This is a genomic window from Vibrio limimangrovi, assembly GCF_054064025.1.
The window spans coordinates 1-20,164 of sequence record NZ_JBSUGF010000004.1; the positions used below are offsets into that span (position 1 = coordinate 1).

Below are 20,164 nucleotides of genomic sequence, written 5' to 3' on the forward strand. Positions count from 1 at the left end.
TGGCGCGTCCTGGAGGATTCGAACCTCCGACCGCCTGGTTCGTAGCCAGGTACTCTATCCAGCTGAGCTAAGGACGCACACGTTTCGATATCAACTTTAGTCAATATCAGGGCAATACCCTAAATTCTTTTTCAAAAAAGTCAGACTTCTTTGAAAAGTGGCGCGTCCTGGAGGATTCGAACCTCCGACCGCCTGGTTCGTAGCCAGGTACTCTATCCAGCTGAGCTAAGGACGCACTTTTGTGAAACAGGTCACACTAATTTTCTTCAAGAACAAAAAAATTGACTGCCACGTCAATAAATGGCGGTGAGGGAGGGATTCGAACCCTCGATGCGGCTACAAACCGCATACTCCCTTAGCAGGGGAGCGCCTTCGGCCTCTCGGCCACCTCACCGCATTATTCATATTCAGATGCATCATTAAAAATAATGTAAAAGAATATGGCGCGTCCTGGAGGATTCGAACCTCCGACCGCCTGGTTCGTAGCCAGGTACTCTATCCAGCTGAGCTAAGGACGCACTTTGTTCTCTGCTTGGCTGCTAACCCAAACAAGGCAAGAATGGCGGTGAGGGAGGGATTCGAACCCTCGATGCGGCTACAAACCGCATACTCCCTTAGCAGGGGAGCGCCTTCGGCCTCTCGGCCACCTCACCGTCTTGCGGAGGCACATATTACGTTTTACCGAAAATAAGTCAAACACTTTCTTTGAAAAAAACCGCAAAAAACACTCAACCGTTGCGGATTTAATCAAAGTGACTATTAAACGAACTTTACCACCCTATTATGATGAAAAAAAGAGAGTCTTCTCTTAAAAAATGGCAATTATCAGAAACTAAAAAGGCTAACCCATAGGTTAGCCTTTTTCATTCAAACTAAGCTCTGTAAACAGGAGTGTCTTAGTAGTTACCTGAAGCAACGTTGCCATTGCCTTTTTCAGCTTGAATGCGCATGTAGATTTCTTCACGGTGAACTGACACTTCTTTCGGAGCGTTAACGCCGATGCGCACTTGGTTACCTTTAACACCTAGTACAGTTACAGTTACCTCATCACCAATCATCAGTGTTTCGCCTACGCGACGAGTCAAAATTAGCATTCTGTGCTCCTTGAGTAATCTCTAAATTTTCTTGCTACAAAGCCATTATCCAATAAAAGTTATATTTTCGTAAACTACCTTGTTTGCGAAAATCATCCTAATAAGGCATGTTTTGGCTGAATGTTCAATGCTTCATTGGACGTAATGTAAGCATCATGAAGAATGTTTGCCGCGGTATCCACGTCTTCAGGTGATAAAACTAGCATCATAGTGAGTGCATTTGTCGCGCAGAAATTGATCTCAATATCTCGCTGTGCCAACAAACCGCATGCGTGCTCAACCATTCCATTGGCTTCAAGCCCAACTGCGGTTAACAGGCTAACCATTTCACTATTACGGATTTTATCGCTGAACACCAGATCGAACTTGGCACATGCATCTTGTTTTATCATGATACCTGTTCGTTCTGTTTCCTCGATCACATTCCAAATGTCGATACCTAACATCTGACATTGTTTTGTAGCACTTGATAAATGTTCTTTATCAACTTCAATAATGGCAAGATCACGTTGAATAGCGATACCAGATACAGCTTGAGTACCTGTATCCCCTTTGACTAAACTTCCTTCATTCACATCAAATGTCGAAAGCACGCGCAGCGGTACATTATTCTTCCATGCAAATTGCACTGAAGGTAAGTGTAAAACCTTAGCTCCTCGGCTTGCCATCGCTTCCATTGAAGGGAAGTCAATTACAGCCATTTTTTGAGCCGTTTTCACTACACGCGGATCACAAGTATAAATACCATCAACGTCGGTAAAGATTTGACACTCATCAGCACGCAACGCGCCTGCTAGTGTCACTGCGCTCGTATCTGAGCCACCTCGACCTAATGTGGTGATATCCCCATTTTCATTCACACCTTGAAAACCTGCGACAATGACAATTTGCTCTTGTTCAAGCAATGCCATAATGCTCGTAGTATCAATGTGCTTAATCGTTGCGTCATTGTGTTGGTTATCCGTCACAATGTTCGCCTGTGCTCCGGTAAGTGAGCGTGCAGCATAACCCAATTTGTTCAGGGTCATTGCCAGTAGCGCCATAGACACTTGCTCACCAGCAGAGAGCAAAACATCAAGTTCGCGGGCTGTAGGAACACGATCGACCTGTTTAGCCAGTTCCATTAACCTGTTTGTTTCTCCAGACATTGCAGAAACAACAACGACAACTTGATTACCATCATTTTTCGCTTTAATGATGTGTTCAGCCACTTGATGGATTCTTTCAATAGAACCCATAGAAGTTCCGCCAAACTTTTGCACGATAAGGGGCTTTTTCACCAGTCTTCACCTTCCCAAGACCAAAGTCTCATAAGGACCACAAACATTTTGTTGGTTAAAATTAATGTAAGTGGCAGTTACAACAAAAACCAAGCAGCTTAACTAACCTGATCAATTATCGGTCAATTAAACCACTTGGTTACCGTCAAAAAATTACGCTCAATCAAAGAAAATTGATTGAGCGTAAATTTGTTATTTATTGATTATAAACGCTCTTCCAGCCAAGGCTGAACTGCTTTAATCGCCTCTGGCAATGCAGCAACATCAGTACCACCAGCTTGAGCCATATCTGGACGACCGCCACCTTTACCACCGACTTGTTCAGCAACCATTTTAACCAGATCACCAGCCTTCACTTTGCCGACAAGATCTTTTGTCACACCAGCAATCAGGCCAACTTTGTCATCAGTGACGTTTGCCAGAAGTACAACACCAGAACCCATTTGGTTCTTGATGTCATCAACCATGGTGCGTAAGTTTTTGCTGTCTGCGCCTTCTAGAGCGGCAACTAGCACTTTAGTACCATTCACTTCAGTAGCTTTACCCATGATGTTCGCACTTTCTGCTGCCGCCATCTTGTCTTTCAGCTTTTGAATTTCTTTTTCAAGCGCTTTCGATTTTTGAGCAGATTCTGCAAGCTTCTCTTCGTATTTAGCCGTCTGAGTTTCGATTGCATCCAGAGCTGCTTCACCAGTTACCGCTTCAATACGACGGATACCTGCTGCAATGCCACTTTCTGAGATGATCTTGAACAGACCAATATCACCAGTGCTTGAAGCGTGGATACCACCACAAAGCTCAGTAGAGAAGTCACCCATTGAGAGTACGCGAACTTCGTCGTCGTATTTCTCACCAAACAACGCCATCGCACCTTTCTTCTTCGCAGACTCGACGTCCATAATATTGGTTTCAATAACGTGGTTACGGCGAATCTGAGCATTAACCAGACGCTCAACTTCTTTCAACTCTTCAGCGGTAACAGCTTCCAGGTGAGAGAAGTCAAAACGAAGGTTTTCTGGTCGAACTAAAGAACCTTTCTGCAGTACGTGCTCGCCTAATACTCGACGAAGCGCTTCATGCATTAAGTGTGTAGCAGAGTGGTTTAATGAGGTTGCGGCACGACGCTCTGCGTCGACAATTGTTGCCACTTCATCGCCTTTAGCAAGAACGCCTTCAGCCATTACGCCGTGATGCGCAATCGCGTTACCCAGCTTTTGCGTGTCTTCAACGCGGAAGATACCTGATTCAGTACGAATCTCACCAGCATCACCACACTGACCACCTGATTCTGCATAGAATGGCGTTTCACCTAATACGATGATTGCTTTATCGCCTGCTGATAGTGAGTCAACTTCGTTACCTTCAACGAACATCGCCTCTACAGAACTTGAGCCAGTTGTGCCTGTGTAGCCACAGAACTCAGTTTCAGCGTCTACTTTGATAACGGCGTTGTAATCTGTACCAAACTGGCCAGCTTCACGAGCGCGTTGACGCTGCTCTTCCATTGCTTTTTCAAAGCCGTCTTCGTCAATCGTGAATTCACGTTCACGTGCAACGTCGTTAGTTAAGTCAGCAGGGAAACCGTAAGTATCGTAAAGTTTAAATACTGTTTCGCCGTCTAACTCTTTGCCATCCAGGTTGTCTAGCGCTTCATTTAGAATCGACATACCGCGCTCTAGCGTACGACCAAAGTTTTCTTCTTCGATACGCAGTACTTTTTCTACTAGTGCTTGTTGACGTTTCAGTTCTTCACCGGCTGTACCCATAACCTCAGCTAGCACGCCCACCAATTTGTGGAAGAATGCTCCTTGTGCACCTAGCTTGTTACCGTGACGTACAGCACGACGAATGATACGGCGCAGAACGTAACCACGGCCTTCGTTTGAAGGCATAACACCATCAACGATTAAGAAAGAGCACGAACGGATGTGGTCTGCAATAACGCGTAGAGATTGATTCGAGAGGTCCTCGTAACCAATCACTTCAGCAGCTGCTTTGATTAGCGTCTGGAATACGTCGATTTCGTAGTTTGAGTGAACGCCCTGCATAATTGCAGAGATACGCTCGATACCCATACCGGTATCTACAGATGGTTTTGGTAGCGGCTCCATTGTACCGTCTGCATGACGGTTGAACTGCATGAATACGTTGTTCCAGATCTCGATGAAACGGTCGCCATCTTCCTCTGGCGTACCAGGACGGCCACCCCAGATGTGCTCACCGTGATCATAGAAGATCTCAGTACACGGACCACAAGGACCAGTGTCGCCCATTTGCCAGAAGTTGTCTGACTCGTATGGCTTGCCACCTTTTTTGTCGCCAATGCGAATAATGCGGTCAGCTGGAATGCCTACTTTTTGGTTCCAGATTTCGAATGCTTCGTCGTCAGTTTCATAAATGGTCACCAGCAGACGATCTTTAGGCAACTGAAGAACTTCTGTTAAAAATTCCCAAGCGTATGCAATCGCGTCTTCTTTGAAGTAATCGCCAAAGCTGAAGTTACCTAGCATTTCAAAGAAAGTATGGTGGCGAGCCGTGAAACCCACGTTTTCCAGGTCATTATGTTTACCGCCAGCACGTACACAACGTTGAGCCGTAGTCGCTCGAGTATAGGCTCGTTTTTCCAAGCCTAAGAAACAATCTTTAAATTGGTTCATACCTGCGTTAGTAAACAGCAGAGTTGGGTCGTTATGTGGTACTAACGATGAACTTTCTACGATTTGGTGTCCTTTGCTTTCAAAGAACTTGAGGAACGAGTTACGAACCTCGTCAGTGCTCATGTACATGCAGCTCTTCCTGAAAATAGTCGAGTTAGAATTTTGCCGTATTGTAGATCATGCAATCAGCTACGACTAGTTTTCTTGAGGAAAAGAGGGATTAGAAGAAAAATTTTGAAGAAAAAGAGAAATCAACGAGAGAATATCCTTCAATCGTGCTCCTCAAAGCTCAATGCATAGCTAATTTGTTCGAACGAATAACCACGATACTGCATAAAGCGCACCTGTTTGGCGTACTCTTTCTGATCTTTGGCCTGTATTCCTTTGAATTTCTTCTCAGCAGCCATTCTCGCCAATTCAAACCAATCTTGTGGCTCTTCTGCCATCGCCTCTTCAATCACCGATTCGGACACACGCTTCTGGGCCAGTTCTTGGCGAATCCTACGCTCACCATGCCCTTTGTAGACATGCTGGCGAATCTGGCTTTTGGCATAGCGTAAATCGTCGAGATAATGATGATCCAAACAGAAATTTATCGCGGCTTCAATATCAGCATCTTCATACCCTTTCAAAGCCAGCTTTTGATGCAGTTCATACTGACCATGATCACGCCGGCTTAAGAGTTGTATGGCGGCTTCCTTACTGGATAGGGTTGGTTCTTGACGCTTTTGGTACATAGTGATCCTAAACCGACTTTTCCTGTACAAACTTCGTTTTTATCAATTCAGTTTCTAACAATTCAGATACTGCAGAAATAACAAAGCCCCGCAATGCAGGGCCTCTCATTTTTTTATCGTCAAGCTGAAGATTAAAACTCTTCTTCTTGCTTTTCTGCAACTTCAACAGCTTCTGGCGCTTCAGGCGTTGCTGGTGATAGCAACATTTCACGCAGTTTGGTGTCGATTGTTTTCGCCACTTCTGGATGCTCACGAAGGTAGTTACAAGCGTTTGCTTTACCTTGACCAATTTTGTCGCCATTGTAGCTGTACCACGCACCAGCTTTTTCAACCAGCTTGTGCTTCACGCCTAAGTCGACAAGCTCACCTTCACGGTTAAAGCCCTGACCGTACATGATTTGTGTATTCGCTTCTTTAAATGGAGCAGCAATCTTGTTCTTAACCACTTTGATGCGAGTTTCGTTACCAACAACTTCGTCGCCTTCTTTGATCGCGCCAGTACGACGGATATCCAGACGGACAGAAGCGTAGAACTTAAGTGCGTTACCACCCGTTGTAGTTTCTGGGTTCCCAAACATCACACCAATCTTCATTCGGATTTGGTTGATGAAGATACACATACAGTTAGACTGCTTCAGGTTACCGGTTAGCTTACGCATTGCCTGAGAAAGCATACGCGCTTGCAGACCCATGTGGCTGTCGCCCATTTCGCCTTCAATTTCTGCTTTTGGAGTCAGAGCTGCAACAGAGTCGACAACCATAACGTCAATCGCACCAGAGCGTGCTAATGCATCACAAATTTCCAGTGCTTGCTCACCAGTGTCTGGCTGAGAAACCAATAGCGCGTCGATATCAACGCCCAGTTTTTTCGCATAAACTGGATCCAGAGCGTGCTCGGCATCGATAAACGCACAAGTTTTGCCTTCGCGCTGTGCTGCAGCAATTAACTCAAGAGTTAGCGTTGTTTTACCTGAAGATTCTGGACCGTAGACTTCTACGATACGACCCATTGGTAAACCACCAGCGCCCAAAGCAATATCAAGAGAAAGAGAACCCGTTGAGATGGTTTCTACGTCCATTGCGCGGTTATCGCCAAGGCGCATGATTGAGCCTTTACCGAATTGTTTTTCAATTTGACCTAGCGCAGCGGCGAGCGCTTTCTGTTTGTTCTCGTCCATTACTTTCTCCGATTTATTCATCTTCTTTAGGCGACGAATAGTCATTAAACTTTTCTTAAGTAGTTATCCTACTCAGCAATGAAAGTTATTATACTGTTGATTCATACAGTGTCTATACCTGTATGAAAAAAATTTGGCTTGTTCTGCAGCGTATTTTGCCCCAGACCTTATCACGTCTGGGCTAAGGAATTTTTAAATTTTCTCAGACAAATGTTGATAGATTCGAGTGAGTGCATGAATTACCGCTTGCTTCCGCACCTCGGCACGATCTCCAGTAAAATGTATGGTTTCAACCAAAAGCCACTTCTGGTTATCTGCGAATGCAAAGCATACTGTCCCTACTGGCTTTTCTTCGCTCCCGCCTCCCGGCCCGGCAATACCACTGATCGACACGCCCATCGTCGCATTCGAGTGCTTAAGCGCTCCCTGGACCATTTCAATCACGACAGGTTCACTGACAGCGCCGTTCTCCTCAAGAGTCTGAGAAAGCACGCCAATCATTTCCATTTTCGCTTCGTTGCTGTAAGTCACAAATGCACGATCCAGCCAGCCTGAGCTGCCTGCGATATCTGTAATTGCCGCAGCCACACCACCACCAGTGCAAGATTCCGCCGTCACTAATACTTGCTGATGTTCAAGCAGTAACGCTCCCACTTGTTGGCTTAACTGTTCAAGTAAACTCATTGGTTTCCACCCTAACGTTTTTCAATCGTAACAACCGATACGCTAACTGATAGGCGACCAATTTCCAACATTCGCGTTTGTTGAAGATGGGCGCTATCGCAAAGACGGACAGCCCTAAAACAACAAAAGTGCCATCAGGCACTCTTGTATAGCGTAAATTAAATTTCGAACATCAAATTACCCGGAGCGAGGAATGGCCAACGCAATACCTCGGGTTCCTTGTTAGAATCATCAGCAAAGAAATACCCCACCTGAGGTGAGGCAAAGACCTGGTCACCACGCTTAAGAGGTTGTTCATTCATCGTACGGTGAGAAAGCTTCGCCTCCCACAGTTCATCGGTTTGCCAGCCAATCGGAGACAGCTCTACACGAACTTCTGCCCCAACAGGGTTGATCGACACCACTTCACAAGGCAAAGATGCTTGGCTATTTTTCTTAGTTAATAAGCTCAACTCATGGCTACGCACATAGAGCAAACCGTTCTTACGAGTTGAATCGTTAACAGGTGGTTGGACAAAGGCATCGCCATTAACCCACTGCTCCTGCTGCCAATGCGCTTTAAATTGGTTAACGTTGCCAAAGAAATCAAACACAAAACGGCTATTAGGATGTGCGTATAATTCAACCGGAGCATCCACCTGTTCTATTTTGCCATTACTCATTACAACAACGCGGTCAGAAAGCTCTAATGCTTCGTCCTGATCATGAGTGACGAATACGCTGGTGAAACCTAATTCATCATGTAAGCTTCTTAACCAACGACGCAAATCCTTACGGACTTTTGCATCCAAAGCACCAAACGGTTCGTCCAACAAAAGCACTTCGGGTTGAGTTGCTAATGCACGAGCCAAAGCAATACGCTGCTTTTGACCACCAGAGAGTTGTTCAGGATAACGAGCAGCCAAATGTCCCAGTTGAACAATTTCCAATAACTGCTTAACACGCTTATTGATTTCTGCCTGAGATGGTCGCTGAGAGCGGTCCATCACCTGTAAACCAAACGCAACATTATCTGCAACCGTCATATGACGGAAAAGTGCATAGTTCTGAAATACAAAACCAACACGACGATCACGCACGTGTACGTTCGTTACATCGCGATCACGGAAATGAATCGACCCTGTATTGGCATTTTCTAATCCGGCAATAATACGCAGCAACGTCGTTTTACCTGAACCAGAAGGCCCAAGCAGACCAATCATTTCACCATCTTCAATATTCAAGGATAGTGGTGAAAGAGCCTGAAAATTGCCGAAATTCTTCGAAATATTATCTAGACGAATACTCATAACGTACCTTGCTGATCTTGTTCAATAGCGTGATTTCGTTCTTGGCGCCATTCAACAAAGGCTTTCAAAATCAAAGTTAATAGTGCGATAAAGGCCAGAAGTGATGCACTGGCAAATGCGGCTTCAGATTGGTAATCCTCGTAAAGCAGCTGAACATGTAGAGGCAGTGTGTTGGTTTCACCACGGATATTGCCCGAAACAACCGCGACAGCACCAAACTCCCCAACCGCGCGAGCATTCGTCAGAATTACCCCGTAAATCAATGCCCATTTGATATTTGGCAACGTGACGCGACGAAATAATTGCCACCAAGATGCTCCGAGAATCACAGCGGCTTCCTCATCGGAACGACCTTGTTGTTGCATCAAGGGAATCAGTTCCCGAGCAACAAAAGGACACGTTACAAATACCGTCACTAACACAATACCAGGCCAAGCAAACATGATTTGTAAGTCATGCTCATACAACCACTCCCCTAGCCAACCACTGCTTCCATAAAGCAGCAGATAAAGTAGACCCGCGACAACTGGCGATACTGCAAAGGGAATATCAATCAGAGTGGTGAGAAATTTACGCCCAGGGAACTCAAAGCGGGTAACCGACCAGGCAAGCATGACACCAAACACCAAGTTAATCGGCACCGTCAGCAAAGCGACAAACAAAGTTAAACCAATTGCATGTAATGTATCTGGATCACTTAAGTTCGTAAGATAAGTATTCAATCCACTGGCAAATGCCTGCTGGAAAATACTTAACAAGGGAATAAGCAGCAGGATTGTGACAAAAAACAGAGCGATTGAGATTAAGCTCCATTTAACCCAAGGCTGCTCACCAACCCGTAACGGTCTACTGTTTTGATTAGACATAGTGAGCTCCTTAACGTCCGTGAAGACGACGTAAATACGCGCCTTGCCACAGGTTAATCACCAGCAACAATGACAACGAAGTTAGCAATACGACAGAAGCAATGGCACTTGCCGCCGGGAAGTCAAACTCCTGCAAGCGGACAAAGATCATCAATGAAGTAATCTCACTCACATAAGGCATATTACCTGCTATAAATATCACTGCGCCAAATTCACCCAAACTGCGAGTGAACGACAAAGCAACACCTACGAGTAACGCAGGTCGTAAAGAAGGCATAATGACACGCCAAAATACCGCACTGTCCGAGGCACCCAGTGTCATTCCTGCCTCTTCTTCCTCACGAGAGATCTCTTCAAGGACAGGCTGCACAGTCCGCACAACGAATGGAATACTGGTAAAAGCCATAGCAACGATGATACCCAGTGGCGTATAGGCGACCTTAATACCAGCACTTTCAAGCACACTGCCAATCCAGCCGTTGTTTGAATAGAGTGTGGCTAGCGTAATACCTGCTACTGCTGTTGGTAACGCAAATGGTAAATCGACTAAAGCATCAAGAATGCGTTTACCAGGAAAGCTATAACGCACTAATACCCAGGCCAGCAACAGACCAAAAGCGCCATTAAATAAAGAAGCGACAAACGCTGACATCACAGTCACTTTGTAACTTGCTACCACTCGAGGGTCAGCAATCACTTGCCAGTATTCGCTAAGAGACATTCCCTTAGTTTGCATCGCGAGTCCAGTTGCTGGCAGTAGGAGAACCAGACTGACAAACAGCAATGAAATACCTAAACTGATAGCAAAACCGGGAAGTACACGTTGTTGTTTTGGGCGAGAAGTCGCGAGAGATTCGCTCATATACCCTCAAAATAACCAGGAGAAAAACAAGAGTTACCGCCCCATAGGAGCGGCAACAAGTATTAACGACGTTGTAGTTGATCTAATTTAGCGCCGTTAGAGAATTGAGTTTCCATCGCTTGATCCCAGCCGCCAATGATTTGCTCTACAGTCAGCAGCTCAACTTCAGGGAAACGATCAGCAAATTCAGCTTTGACGGTTTCATCATGTACACGGTAGTTGAAGCCAGCAAGCATGCGCTGAGCTTCTTCACTGTATAGGTAAGAAAGATATTCTGTCGCCACTTCTGTCGTGCCGTTACGCTTTGCATTGCGTTCAACAACAGCAACCGGGAATTCAGCCAAAATTGAAGTTTTAGGCACAACCACTTCGTAGTTATCTTCACCGTATTGCTTACGGATATTGTTTACTTCTGATTCAAATGTGATCAGAACATCACCAATTTGACGTTCAACAAACGACGTTGTCGCTCCACGACCGCCTGTATCAAATACAGCAACATTCGCTAAGAATTGTTTAAGAAACTCATCTTGCTTCGCTTCGTTATCTTTACCAAACGTCTTTTGCGCATAGCCAAGCGCAGCTAAGTAAGTGTAACGAGCATTACCTGAAGTTTTAGGATTCGGGAATACTGACGCTACACCTTCACGAGCTAAATCACCCCAGTCTTTGATATTTTTTGGATTACCTTTGCGCACCAAAAATGCAGTAGTTGAATAGTAAGGAGAGCTTGCATTCGGTAATTTATCCTGCCAATCCGCTGGAATAAGTTTGCCTTTATCATGCAGAACCTGAACATCAGTGACTTGGTTAAACGTCACTACGTCTGCTGACAATCCTTGTAAAATCGAACGAGCTTGAGCCGATGAACCACCATGAGATTGCTTAATCTCAACCGTTTTGCCCGTCTTTTCTTCCCAGTGCTTGGCAAAAATTGGGTTATACGATGCGAACAACTCACGAGCGATGTCGTAAGAAGAGTTCAAAATGGTTTGATCTGCGGCGAAGGCGTTAAATGAGCCCGTGATCAGCAATGCTGCTAATGCTGTCTTTATTCTTTTCATTATATTCTTACTCCAAAATCACATTATCGAAACGGAATTCTTTGTGACTAGAGTATGTGTATAGAACAATTATAACAAAGGCTATAAATAGAATATTTTGGAATAATATCAAACAAGAAAATGTATGCTATCAGTGAATAGAAGCTTGTACTAAGGTGCGGAAGAATTAGACAATATTGTCTTAGTAAAGGATTACAAGCCCTATTAACGATTTAAGAATAAAAGGTAATCAAGTGTCTGACTTCCCAACGATTGAAGCTTATGTAGGCCAAACACCTCTCGTCAAACTGCAACGCCTCGCGGCGGATAGCCAAAGTACGGTACTGGTGAAACTGGAAGGTAATAACCCAGCTGGTTCGGTTAAAGATCGTCCGGCACTGAATATGATTATCCAGGCTGAAGCTCGCGGCACAATTAAGCCCGGCGATACCATCATTGAGGCAACCAGTGGTAATACGGGGATCGCATTAGCAATGGCAGCAGCGATTAAAGGCTACAAGATGATCCTTATTATGCCTGACAACTCCACTCAAGAACGCAAAGATTCTATGCAGGCTTATGGTGCAGAACTGATCTTAGTAAGCAAAGAACAAGGAATGGAAGGCGCGCGTGATTTAGCTTTGCAGATGCAAAGTGAAGGCAAAGGAAAAGTCTTGGATCAGTTCAATAACCCAGATAACCCTGATGCACATTTTCGCACCACAGGCCCAGAGATTTGGCAGCAAAGTCTGGGTAAAATTACCCACTTTGTTTCAAGTATGGGAACAACTGGCACCATTGTTGGTGTATCGCGTTACCTGAAAACTCAAAATCCAGAGATAAAAATCGTCGGCTTACAACCATCAGAAGGCAGTGCTATTCCGGGGATCCGACGTTGGCCGCAAGAATACCTACCGGGTATTTTCGATGCCTCTGCAGTAGACCAGGTGATCGATATCGATCAACAAAGCGCAGAAGATACCGCCCGTACTTTAGCACGTGAAGAAGGCATCAGTGCCGGCGTCAGTTCTGGTGGTGCTGTTTTTGCCGCGATTGAAATTGCAAAACAAAACCCTGGCTCTGTCGTTGTGGCTATCGTTTGTGATCGTGGCGATCGCTACCTTTCTTCCGGACTTTTCTCCTAAATTCATAACAAAAAATAGACCTGCAGCGAGAGTGCTGCAGGTGGCTAGTATCATCGGACAATTGCTCTGTACTGGCTAGGTTTGTTATCATCACTGACCGTTTTCAAGTGACCTAATGCGTTACTTTGCTCTCTGAAAAACTTTGGAGCAAAGGGATTGCAAACGATAATAACAAGTGATGTAACTCCATGAATAAATCGAGCGATTCTCTTTCGCACCATACCCCTATGATGCAGCAATACCTCAGGCTCAAAGCAGAGAACCCTGATATTTTGCTGTTCTATCGCATGGGCGATTTCTACGAGCTCTTTTATGATGATGCTAAGCGTGCGTCTCAGCTGCTCGATATCTCCCTGACCAAACGTGGTTCGTCTGCCGGTGAGCCGATACCGATGGCAGGTGTACCGTTTCATGCCGTTGAAGGGTATTTAGCCAAACTGGTTCAGCTTGGTGAGTCTGTCGCTATTTGTGAACAAATTGGTGATCCAGCTACCAGCAAAGGCCCAGTAGAGCGCAAAGTGGTACGCATTGTGACTCCGGGTACGGTAACCGATGAAGCGCTGCTTTCTGAGCGTATCGATAACTTAATCGCGGCGATTTATCATCACAATGGGAAGTTTGGCTACGCAACGCTTGATGTTACCTCAGGTCGCTTTCAATTAACGGAACCTGAGACGAAAGAAGCTATGGCGGCTGAACTGCAACGTACAGCGCCTCGTGAGTTACTGTTTCCTGAAGATTTTGAACCCGTTAACTTGATGTCGAACCGCAACGGCAACCGTCGTCGTCCGGTATGGGAATTTGAGTTAGATACCGCGAAACAACAGCTGAACCAGCAATTTGGTACCAAAGACTTAGTTGGCTTTGGCGTAGAACACGCAGCACTAGGCTTATGTGCTGCAGGTTGCTTGATCCAATACGTCAAAGACACACAGCGTACCGCACTACCACATATTCGCTCTTTAACCTTTGATCGTCAGGATCACTCCGTCATTCTGGATGCAGCAACGCGTCGAAATCTCGAAATCACCCAGAACCTTGCTGGCGGCACAGACAATACATTAGCGGCAGTACTCGATCACTGTGCGACACCAATGGGTAGTCGTATGCTCAAACGTTGGTTGCACCAGCCAATGCGCAATATCGACACACTGAACAACCGTCTGGATGCAATTGGAGAAATAAAAGATCAGGGTCTGTTTACCGATCTTCAGCCAACACTAAAACAGATCGGTGATATCGAACGTATCCTGGCTCGCCTTGCTTTGCGTTCAGCCCGTCCGCGCGATATGGCTCGTCTGCGTCACGCGATGCAGCAACTGCCTGAACTGGAGGGAATTACGGCCTCGTTAGCTCATCCATACCTTGTGAAGTTAGCGCAGTTTGCAGCCCCTATCGATGATGTCTGCGAGTTACTGGAACGTGCAATCAAGGAAAACCCACCTGTGGTTATCCGCGACGGTGGCGTTATCGCTGAAGGCTACAATGCGGAGCTGGATGAATGGCGCAAACTTGCCGATGGCGCGACGGAATATTTAGAAAAGCTCGAAGCGGATGAGCGCGAGCGTCACGGTATCGATACACTAAAAGTGGGTTACAACAACGTACATGGTTTCTATATTCAGGTCAGCCGTGGTCAAAGCCACTTAGTACCACCGCATTATGTACGCCGCCAGACGCTGAAAAATGCGGAGCGCTATATTATCCCAGAGCTGAAAGAGCACGAAGACAAAGTGCTAAACTCAAAATCCAAAGCGCTTGCGTTGGAAAAACAGCTATGGGAACAATTGTTTGATCTGCTGATGCCAAACCTAGAGAAACTGCAAAACTTAGCTTCTGCTCTTTCTCAGCTGGACGTGCTACAAAACCTGGCAGAGCGGGCAGACTCACTCGATTACTGCCGCCCGACACTGGTCAAGGAGCCGGGTGTCCAGATTCAATCAGGTCGTCACCCTGTCGTAGAGCAGGTTACCAGCGATCCATTTATCGCCAACCCGATCGATCTCAACCCAAGCAGAAAAATGTTGATCATCACTGGTCCAAACATGGGTGGTAAATCCACATACATGCGTCAAACCGCGTTGATCGCATTAATGGCTCACATCGGTTCCTATGTACCAGCAGAATCCGCTCAGATAGGCTCGTTAGATCGTATCTTTACTCGTATTGGTGCCTCCGATGACTTAGCCTCTGGCCGTTCCACCTTCATGGTCGAAATGACCGAAACAGCAAATATTCTGCACAACGCCACTAAGAACAGCTTAGTGTTAATGGATGAAATCGGCCGGGGCACCAGCACTTATGATGGTCTTTCTCTGGCATGGGCAAGCGCAGAGTGGCTGGCAACACAGATCGGTGCTTTGACTCTGTTTGCCACTCACTACTTTGAATTAACAGAGCTGCCAAGCCAGTTACCAAATCTGGCTAATGTTCATTTGGATGCCGTCGAACATGGGGACAGCATTGCATTTATGCACGCGGTTCAGGAAGGTGCAGCAAGCAAATCTTTCGGTCTCGCTGTTGCAGGACTGGCCGGGGTACCTAAAACCGTCATTAAAAATGCGCGTAACAAACTGTCTCAGCTTGAGCAGTTGAGCCATGGTAGTGACTCCCCTCGCCCAAGTACTGTGGATGTGGCAAATCAGCTAAGCCTGATCCCTGAACCAAGCGAAGTAGAACAAGCCTTGTCGAACATCGACCCCGATGACCTGACACCTCGCCAAGCACTCGAAGAACTGTATCGTCTAAAGAAAATGCTTTAGCCATTAAAGATCATCGGCTTAAAACGCAAAAAGGCTATGGTTACCCATAGCCTTTTGAATTTATACCAGATGCAGATTAATCATCTTCGACGTTAAACAAGTTTTCCATATTCAAACCTTGTTTAATCAATACTTCACGTAGACGACGCAAGCCTTCCACTTGGATTTGACGTACTCGTTCTCGAGTTAACCCAATTTCACGTCCAACCTCTTCCAGCGTTGATGGCTCATAACCAAGAAGCCCAAAACGACGAGCTAGTACTTCTTTCTGTTTTGGATTCAATTCTTCAAGCCAATGAATCAATGAAGATTTAATATCATCGTCTTGAGTTGAGACTTCAGGGTCTGAATTGTTTGCATCAGGGATAATGTCGAGCAGTGCTTTTTCACCATCGCCACCGATCGGAGTATCCACTGAGCTGATACGCTCATTCAGACGAAGCATCTTGCTAACGTCTTCCACTGGAATATCCAGCTGCGCTGCAATCTCTTCTGCCGTTGGTTCATGATCGAGCTTCTGGGAAAGTTCACGCGCAGTACGCAGATAAATGTTCAGCTCTTTCACTACATGAATCGGTAGACGGATTGTACGAGTTTGGTTCATCAACGCACGCTCAATCGTTTGTCGAATCCACCATGTTGCGTAGGTAGAAAAACGGAAACCACGCTCTGGATCGAACTTCTCAACCGCACGGATCAAACCTAAGTTACCTTCTTCGATAAGATCAAGCAGCGCCAAACCACGGTTACTGTAACGGCGAGAGATCTTCACAACCAAACGCAAGTTACTTTCGATCATACGCTTACGAGCAGCTTCGTCACCACGCAATGCACGGCGAGCATACAGCACTTCTTCTTCAGCGGTAAGTAGAGGTGAGAAGCCAATTTCGCCCAAATACAACTGCGTTGCATCTAAGCTTTTGCTGCTCGCATCAAACTCTTCACGCGCAGCGGTTTTGCCTTCTGTAGGTGATGATTTTTCGAGCTCTTCTTCGACTTCAACGGACTTCATTTCCTCTTCATCGAATTCAAACTCGTCAACTTTGGATACTGTGTTGCTGATACTCATAACGCCTCCCCCTGGCGAGTTAGCAAGACATGACAACTACTATGTCGCTAAATGGTTTCGCAAGTTGTTTTTCAAAGTTTTATGGCAAATAGCGTTTTGGATTCACTGATTTACCTTGGTAGCGAATTTCAAAGTGTAATTTAACGGACTTAGAGCCTGAACTACCCATAGTGGCTATTTTTTGTCCGCTTGAGACACTTTGTCCTTCAGATACCAGCAGTTTATCGTTGTGAGCGTATGCGCTTAAATAATTGTCGTTATGCTTCACTATAATTAGGTTGCCATAACCTCTTAGCGCATTACCGGAATACACAACAGTGCCGGCTGCGGTTGAAACGATAGGCTGACCACGTTGTCCTGCGATATCTATGCCTTTATTTCCCTGTTCTCCCGCTGAAAAGTTCTTGATTACTCTCCCTTTTGTTGGCCACAACCACTTAGATACATTCTCATTTTTCTCTGTCGTTGTCGGCGCAATTTTCTGCACATTTTGGTTATCTTTTGAACCAACATACTCCTTTGTTTTGGTTTGTTCAACTACCTTTGGAGGCGGTTGTTGTACTACTTTAGGGGTGGTAACCTGCACTTTTGGAGTAGAGCTTTTACTTGAATTTACCGGCGGTGACACTGTTGATGTTTTAATCACTGGAGGTGGGGTCTTCGCAACCACAGGAGCCACAACGGGTTCAACCTTCTGCCCATATTTAGGGGCAATATATTTCGGAGCCCAAAGTTTTAGGCGCTGACCGGGGTAGATGGTATAGGGTTGAGAAAGCGAATTGTAACGAACGAGATCATTTACATCCTTATCTGTGACGTAAGCTATGAAATAAAGCGTATCTCCTTTCTTTACTTCATAGTAACTCCCTCTATAGCTTCCTCTCTCAACATTTGAGTAATCTTTTTTTAAGCTAGAAACAGGTGCAGGTGAATGAGCCGCGCAACCCAAAAGTCCCGCAGCTAACATAGAGCTAATACCAATTCGACGTAATAACTTGCTCACCTATCCGTAACCCTTACGCTAAGTCACCTGCTACCAGAGGGACGAATCTAACCATTTCCACAACCGTAGAAATATACTCCTCACCTCGGCGTTCAATTTTTAATAGCTGTTGCTCTGCCTCACCAACAGGAATTACCATCTTACCGCCATCTTTCAACTGCGCCAGAAGTGCCTGGGGAATGACTTCGGCTGCGGCGGTAACGATGATGGCATCAAATGGGCCTTTGCTTTCCCAGCCTAACCACCCATCCCCGTGTTTGGTAGAGACATTGTAAATATCGAGTTGCTTCAGACGACGCTTCGCTTCCCATTGTAAAGATTTGATGCGTTCGACGGAGCAAACATGATCGACGATTTTCGCTAACACAGCGGTTTGATAACCTGAACCCGTTCCAATTTCCAACACATTGCTGGTACGTTCAAGTTCTAGCAACTCTGTCATACGAGCAACGATGTAAGGCTGAGAAATAGTTTGCCCCTGACCAATCGGTAACGCATTGTTATCGTAAGCTTGGTGCATCATTGCCTGAGAAACAAACCGCTCTCTAGGCAAATGGTGAATCGCATCCAAAACTCGTTGATCTTTGATGCCACTGGCACTCAAAAATCCAATCAACCGGTCAGCATGTGGGTTGCTCATTACTTCTCTTCCTTCAACCAACTGTCCATGGCACGTAGAGACTCATGGGCTGTGAGATCGACTTGCAGAGGGGTAATCGATACCAGACCATGCTCAATCGCATAAAAGTCGGTACCTTCACCTGCATCTTGCTCTTTTCCTGGAGGGCCTAACCAATAAATATCATGACCACGCGGATCTTTCTGCTTGATCATATTCTCGGCATGATGGCGCGCTCCCAAACGAGTCACTTCAATTTCACCCAGTTTTTCTAATGGTAGATCGGGTACGTTAACATTCAGTAAACGGTTGGTTGGAATAGGCATAGCTAAATGTTGTTGAACCAGCTTACGTGCAATTTTTGCTGCTGAGTCAAAATGGCGTTTTCCAACCAGAGAGAAAGCCACAGACTGAACACCAAGAAAGTGCCCTTCCATTGCCGCAGCGACCGTGCCCGAATACAGTACGTCGTCGCCCAAGTTTGCCCCGTGGTTGATACCAGTCAGAACCAAATCCGGCAGGTCATCTTTCATTAGCTCATTCAGAGCAAAGTGAACACAATCCGTTGGGGTGCCTTGTACCGAATAGGTATTTGGCGCAATTTCAGTCACGCGCAGTGGCTGCTCTAAAGTCAACGAGTTTGAGGCTCCAGAACGGTTTCTGTCTGGTGCGACAATCGTCACTTCAGCAATATCTCTCAATTCATCTGCAAGCGCATGAATTCCCTGAGCGTAAACACCATCGTCATTGCTTATAAGAATGCGCAGTGGCTTGGTGCTTGATGAACCTAGTTCCATTAGTATTCTCTTTCTACTTTTACCTCGTTGACTAACTCACGAACAATCGACGTAGCAAAAGAGCCAGCATCTAATGAGAAAGTCAGCGTAATATTGTTACCTTCAACGCTCCAAGCGAGGTCTTGTGGCTTTAACGCAATATTACGACGCTCGTGACGCATACGGTTACCGCGAATAAGTGCCATCAGATCAGGCTCTTCATCCAGAAATGGCTGCTCTAATGCGAGCGCGTCAGCTTGTGTCGGTAAGGCATTATCACCAGCTAATGCAGCGGTGATTGATGCCTTTCCATCTGTAAGCTGAGCCTGGATTTCTGCCATGTTATCAGCGTCGACCACAAGGTTACCCGAAGACGTTTGTGCAACATCACCTACGACAAACTTATCAAACACATCCTGTTCCAGACGCGCTGATACGATACGGTTAAATATCCAAGACCGTGCCGCAGACAGGTAAAGACTGCGCTTATTTTGATTACGAGTACGTACGTTTTCACGTCCCCAGCGGCGAGCTTCTTCCAGGTTATTACCATCGTTACCAAAACGCTGACTGCCAAAATAGTTTGGCACGCCGACTTGTTTAATTTTTTCAAGACGTTGTTCTACGTCTGCTACATCTGTTACTTCAGACAAAGTGACAACAAACTCGTTCCCAACCAAATCGCCAGGACGCAGTTTTTTGTTGTGACGATCTGTTGCCAGTATTTCAATACTCGGGTACTGGGCTAAAAAAGCACTGAAATCCGGTGTACCACCTTTAGGTAAATGAATGCTCAGCCACTGCTCTGTCACCGCATGGCGATCTTTTAAACCGGCCCAGCTCACATCCTTAGATTTCACACCACATGCTTTGGCTAACTCATTAGCAACGAAACTGGTGTTCTCACCTGTTTTACGAATACGCACCATCAAGTGCTCCCCTTCACCAGTGAAGGAAAAACCCAGATCTTCGCGAACCTGAAAATGTTGCGGTTGCGCTTTAATTTTTGCTGATGCTACCGGCTTACCAGCAAGGTAAGCCAATGAAGATAAAATGTCTGACATGATTTATTTCCGCTGTTCACACAGCATTAAAGAGAA

The 20,164-nt window shown here is 45.7% G+C and carries 17 protein-coding genes and 5 tRNA genes; 2 read left to right on the forward strand and 20 right to left on the reverse strand.

Features of this window, described 5'->3' with window-relative positions; translation table 11 throughout:
- The 15 genes from ACWYU8_RS04010 to cysP form a co-directional block, all read right to left on the reverse strand.
- Nucleotides 1-77: transfer RNA gene (locus tag ACWYU8_RS04010), tRNA-Arg, on the reverse strand.
- An 81-nt stretch (nt 78-158) separates the two neighbouring features.
- Nucleotides 159-235, reverse strand: a tRNA-Arg gene (locus tag ACWYU8_RS04015).
- Nucleotides 236-301: 66 nt separating this feature from the next.
- Nucleotides 302-394: transfer RNA gene (locus tag ACWYU8_RS04020), tRNA-Ser, on the reverse strand.
- Nucleotides 395-441: 47 nt separating this feature from the next.
- Nucleotides 442-518 (reverse strand) — tRNA-Arg (locus ACWYU8_RS04025).
- 42 nt (nt 519-560) lie between these two features.
- Nucleotides 561-653, reverse strand: a tRNA-Ser gene (locus tag ACWYU8_RS04030).
- Nucleotides 654-896: 243 nt separating this feature from the next.
- Nucleotides 897-1,094 carry a carbon storage regulator CsrA gene (gene csrA / locus ACWYU8_RS04035; protein ID WP_004415691.1) on the reverse strand — a complete coding sequence of 66 codons (198 nt, stop codon included), beginning with the start codon at nt 1,092-1,094 and terminating at the stop codon, nt 897-899.
- Nucleotides 1,095-1,186: 92 nt separating this feature from the next.
- Entirely contained in the window at nt 1,187-2,374 is a 1,188-nt protein-coding gene (locus ACWYU8_RS04040; RefSeq protein WP_457517392.1) for an aspartate kinase, read from the reverse strand.
- A gap of 203 nt (nt 2,375-2,577) precedes the next feature.
- Entirely contained in the window at nt 2,578-5,160 is a 2,583-nt protein-coding gene (gene alaS / locus ACWYU8_RS04045; protein WP_457517394.1) for an alanine--tRNA ligase, read from the reverse strand.
- Nucleotides 5,161-5,300: 140 nt separating this feature from the next.
- Nucleotides 5,301-5,768, reverse strand: coding sequence for a recombination regulator RecX (gene recX, locus ACWYU8_RS04050; protein ID WP_457517395.1), 468 nt, complete (start codon nt 5,766-5,768; stop codon nt 5,301-5,303).
- A 131-nt stretch (nt 5,769-5,899) separates the two neighbouring features.
- Nucleotides 5,900-6,946 (reverse strand): recombinase RecA, encoded by a 1,047-nt coding sequence (gene recA / locus ACWYU8_RS04055; RefSeq protein WP_457517518.1) that lies wholly within the window; start codon nt 6,944-6,946, stop codon nt 5,900-5,902.
- Nucleotides 6,947-7,138: 192 nt separating this feature from the next.
- Nucleotides 7,139-7,630: a nicotinamide-nucleotide amidase gene (gene pncC, locus ACWYU8_RS04060; RefSeq protein WP_457517397.1), complete on the reverse strand. Its 492-nt coding sequence runs from the start codon at nt 7,628-7,630 to the stop codon at nt 7,139-7,141.
- 158 nt (nt 7,631-7,788) lie between these two features.
- Nucleotides 7,789-8,919, reverse strand: coding sequence for a sulfate/molybdate ABC transporter ATP-binding protein (locus ACWYU8_RS04065; protein WP_457517399.1), 1,131 nt, complete (start codon nt 8,917-8,919; stop codon nt 7,789-7,791).
- Complete coding sequence (gene cysW / locus ACWYU8_RS04070) at nt 8,916-9,785, reverse strand: sulfate ABC transporter permease subunit CysW (protein WP_457517401.1); 870 nt, start codon at nt 9,783-9,785, stop codon at nt 8,916-8,918. The genes ACWYU8_RS04065 and cysW overlap by 4 nt, the downstream gene beginning before the upstream one ends.
- Nucleotides 9,786-9,795: 10 nt before the next feature.
- Entirely contained in the window at nt 9,796-10,647 is an 852-nt protein-coding gene (gene cysT / locus ACWYU8_RS04075; RefSeq protein WP_457517403.1) for a sulfate/thiosulfate ABC transporter permease CysT, read from the reverse strand.
- Between the two features lie 62 nt (nt 10,648-10,709).
- The gene (cysP, locus tag ACWYU8_RS04080; RefSeq protein WP_457517404.1) at nt 10,710-11,711 is read right to left on the reverse strand and encodes a thiosulfate ABC transporter substrate-binding protein CysP; all 1,002 of its coding nucleotides are present in this window, start codon (nt 11,709-11,711) and stop codon (nt 10,710-10,712) included.
- Between the two features lie 233 nt (nt 11,712-11,944).
- On the opposite strand from cysP, the gene cysM reads away from it, so the two are divergent.
- Together cysM and mutS are read left to right on the forward strand one after the other, a co-directional pair.
- A complete protein-coding gene (gene cysM / locus ACWYU8_RS04085; RefSeq protein WP_457517405.1) occupies nt 11,945-12,835 on the forward strand; it encodes a cysteine synthase CysM in 891 nt (296 codons plus the stop codon).
- A gap of 188 nt (nt 12,836-13,023) precedes the next feature.
- The gene (mutS, locus tag ACWYU8_RS04090) at nt 13,024-15,597 is read left to right on the forward strand and encodes a DNA mismatch repair protein MutS (protein WP_457517406.1); all 2,574 of its coding nucleotides are present in this window, start codon (nt 13,024-13,026) and stop codon (nt 15,595-15,597) included.
- 76 nt (nt 15,598-15,673) lie between these two features.
- Here the strand turns inward: mutS and rpoS are convergent, their stop codons facing one another.
- The 5 genes from rpoS to truD form a co-directional block, all read right to left on the reverse strand.
- Nucleotides 15,674-16,666 (reverse strand): RNA polymerase sigma factor RpoS, encoded by a 993-nt coding sequence (gene rpoS, locus ACWYU8_RS04095; RefSeq protein ID WP_457517408.1) that lies wholly within the window; start codon nt 16,664-16,666, stop codon nt 15,674-15,676.
- Nucleotides 16,667-16,745: 79 nt separating this feature from the next.
- Nucleotides 16,746-17,669, reverse strand: a complete 924-nt coding sequence (locus ACWYU8_RS04100; RefSeq protein ID WP_457517410.1) for a peptidoglycan DD-metalloendopeptidase family protein — start codon at nt 17,667-17,669, stop codon at nt 16,746-16,748.
- A 13-nt stretch (nt 17,670-17,682) separates the two neighbouring features.
- On the reverse strand, nt 17,683-18,309 hold the full coding sequence (locus ACWYU8_RS04105) for a protein-L-isoaspartate(D-aspartate) O-methyltransferase (RefSeq protein ID WP_457517412.1): 627 nt from the start codon (nt 18,307-18,309) through the stop codon (nt 17,683-17,685).
- The gene (surE, locus tag ACWYU8_RS04110) at nt 18,309-19,085 is read right to left on the reverse strand and encodes a 5'/3'-nucleotidase SurE (RefSeq protein ID WP_457517414.1); all 777 of its coding nucleotides are present in this window, start codon (nt 19,083-19,085) and stop codon (nt 18,309-18,311) included. Before surE ends, ACWYU8_RS04105 begins: the two co-directional genes overlap by 1 nt.
- Nucleotides 19,085-20,128, reverse strand: a complete 1,044-nt coding sequence (gene truD / locus ACWYU8_RS04115) for a tRNA pseudouridine(13) synthase TruD (protein ID WP_457517416.1) — start codon at nt 20,126-20,128, stop codon at nt 19,085-19,087. The genes surE and truD overlap by 1 nt, the downstream gene beginning before the upstream one ends.
- Nucleotides 20,129-20,164: the final 36 nt, after the last annotated feature.